The organism is Mycobacterium sp. MUNTM1, from assembly GCF_054660795.1.
This window is the reverse complement of record NZ_BAAGDE010000121.1, coordinates 1-2,655: the sequence shown is the minus strand read 5'-3', so window position 1 is coordinate 2,655 and position 2,655 is coordinate 1. Positions and strand designations below refer to the sequence as shown.

4 protein-coding genes are annotated in these 2,655 nt (G+C 64.9%); 1 reads left to right on the top strand and 3 read right to left on the bottom strand.

From position 1 onward, the window contains the following. The coding region (locus ACYQ8K_RS29940; RefSeq protein ID WP_459974969.1) for a glycosyltransferase at positions 1–423 on the top strand (423 nt) is incomplete at its 5' end. Between the two features lie 25 nt (positions 424–448). Here the strand turns inward: ACYQ8K_RS29940 and ACYQ8K_RS29935 are convergent. The 3 genes from ACYQ8K_RS29935 to ACYQ8K_RS29925 all read right to left on the bottom strand — a co-directional run. Then, positions 449–1,252, bottom strand: a complete 804-nt coding sequence (locus ACYQ8K_RS29935) for a class I SAM-dependent methyltransferase (RefSeq protein WP_459974971.1) — start codon at positions 1,250–1,252, stop codon at positions 449–451. A gap of 112 nt (positions 1,253–1,364) precedes the next feature. Beyond that, complete coding sequence (locus ACYQ8K_RS29930; protein ID WP_459974967.1) at positions 1,365–2,168, bottom strand: TylF/MycF/NovP-related O-methyltransferase; 804 nt, start codon at positions 2,166–2,168, stop codon at positions 1,365–1,367. A gap of 94 nt (positions 2,169–2,262) precedes the next feature. Then, the coding region (locus ACYQ8K_RS29925) for a glycosyltransferase (RefSeq protein ID WP_459974965.1) at positions 2,263–2,655 on the bottom strand (393 nt) is incomplete at its 5' end.

Below are 2,655 nucleotides of genomic sequence, written 5' to 3'. Positions count from 1 at the left end.
GAGCGGGCGCTAATTTGCTTCGGCGGCACCGACTTCAGCGACGTACCGCACTTCGATCACGTCAAGGCGGTCGGTGTGGTGAACTACGCGACCATCTTTCCCGGCTGCAGGGTGATCGTTCACCACGGCGGCTCGGGCACCACGGCCGCGAGTCTGCGCGCGGGTATCCCGACCCTGGCCCTGTGGAGCTCCGCCGACCAACCGTATTGGGCCGCCGCGATCAAACGCCTGAAACTGGGTACGGCGCGGCGCTTTTCGGCCGCGTCGCAAGAAACGCTGTTCGCGGACCTGCGCCAGATACTCGCGCCCGAATACGCCGCCCGCACCCGGGAGTTCGCCGCCCGCATGACCGCACCTGCCACGAGCATCGAGCGCACCGCCGACCTGCTGGAAGCCGCCGCCCGCCGGAAACGGATTGAGTAAGGCGGGTTTACGTTTACCGGCCGGCTCAGCGCGCCGGCTTGATCAGCAGACCCTGGCCGGTGGGCAATGAGCAGATCTTCACACCCAGCTCGCCGGCGACCTCATCCATCGCGACACGCTGCTCGTCGCGTCCCCGATTCGCGTAGTCGTCCAGCAGCACGAAGGCGCCGGGTGTCAGGCGCGGCCAAAAGTAGCGCAGCGCAGCGACTTCGGGGGGCGCGCAGTTCATGTCGATGTGCAGGTAGGCCACCGAGGTCGCCTCGACCTGCTCGAGAGTGTCCGGCACGGCGCCCACGATGATGCGATGGTTTTTCCATTGGGCGAAATTGGCGCGGACGCTGTCGACTCCGTTGGCGTACATCCCGTTGCGCAGGTGCCCCTCGCTCGTCTCCAGCGCCCCCGCCTCGCGTTCGTTGTCGGTGACGAACCGCGGGTCGAGTCCGGCGAAGGTGTCGAGCAGGTAGAACGTCTTGCCAAGGTGATCCCAGTCCAGGTACTCCATGATGGCGCTGCTCAAAAAGCCGTAACTGACGCCACACTCGACGAAATCGCCCTCGAGCTTGCTGGCGCTGGCCGCGGCCCACAGCCCCACGTGCACGCGCCACTGCCACTGATACCAGTCCTCGTTGCCGAGAGATTTGGCACCGCGCTGGTAGGCGCGCTGGAAGTCGGGATCATCGAGGAACCCGTGGAAATTGTTGAACGTGATCAGCGCGTCGTTGGCATAGACGTCAGGCAGCAGCGTACGTGCGAGCCAGTACTCGGTGCGCACCCACCACATCCTGAGGCGGGTGCCAGTTGTCAGCCCTGTTGCCACGGCGGCAACCATAACATCGGCGCGCACGGCGCCCCGGGGAAACGCGATGGGAACGCCGTGATCGTGTTTCGACCATCCCTCATCGGAGGGCAAACCGTTTCGTACACCTAGAGATTCAGCTATCTCACTTGCGCCACAGCACGCCGGTGCCGTCGATCTCGACAATCTCCGAGGTCACGCCGTGCTTTGCACGATAATCCGTTACGGCCTGCGCGCAGGCCTTGATCGCGTGGTAGTCGTCGACGATGCAGAAACCGCCGGGCGACAGCCGCGGGTAGAGCGCATCGAGCGCCTGAATCGTCGACTCATACAGATCGCCATCCAGCCGCAACACCGAAATGCGCTCAATCGGGGCGCCCTGCAGGGTGTCCTTGAACCAGCCCGGAACAAAACGAACCTGATCATCGAGCAACCCATAGCGCTCGAAATTCGCCTTGACGTGATCTTGCGGCACGCCCAGGATGCGCGCGTGGCGGTGCAGCCTAATCCCTTTATCCGCCTTGTAATTGACGGTGTCCGGGGGCGGCACTCCGGCAAACGAATCGCACAGCCACACCGTTCGCTTCTCGTCCCCGTGGGCCGCCAGCACGGCGCGCATCAGGATGGAGGCGCCACCGCGCCACACCCCGCACTCGACCAGGTCGCCGGGCACATCCTCTTCCAGCACCGTCTCGACGCAGTTCTGCAAGCTGGTCAGCCGCGTCATTCCGATCATCGTCAAGGCATCCGCCGGCCAGTCCAGCCCGAGATCACGCGCCTGCTTGTTGAACGGACGCTTACGCACCAGCATCAAGTTGCGTGTACTGAAAAGCGGACGACCCAGGCGGTACAACCCGACCGGCACCAACTCGTCACTGCCATACCTGGTGAGGTCACGCCGGAGCAGGTCGAGGTATGCCAACCGCGTGTCGTGATCAGTCACGGCCAAAACTGCCCCTTACTCCGCAAGCCAGTAGTACCGGTAGAGCCTAGACGCCAGGTGGGCGCCGGTAATGCGTTTCGCAGTGTATCCGTTGCCCCGCTCAGCGACTTCGCTCCGCAGGAACGCCGGGGACGCATCGCCCCGAGCGGGCAAACTCTTCCAACAGATCGACGGCGCGACCTGCGCTCTCGGCGGGCTTGCTCATCCGGGTGGCGAGCTCCCGCGCACGCGTCAGGTACTGCGGCGCCAGGATCTTTCGCAGATCGGCGACCAGGGTTTCGGGCGTGGTGGCCGAGAACCGCCGGGACGTGCCCACCTTCAGCTGCTTGACGTGCGACCCCCACATCGGCTGGTCACCCGCCGTCCAGAGGATCAGCGTGGGAACACCGGCACGCAGGCCCGCCGCCGTGGTGCCCGATCCGCCGTGGTGCACGACGGCACGGCAGGCCGGGAAGATCTTCGTGTAGTTGACCACGCCGACGACCTTGACGTG

Excerpts from the sequence above, each read along its gene's own strand:
- ACYQ8K_RS29935 (WP_459974971.1), bottom strand. The coding sequence starts at position 1,252 with ATGGTTGCCGCCGTGGCAACAGGGCTGACAACTGGCACCCGCCTCAGG.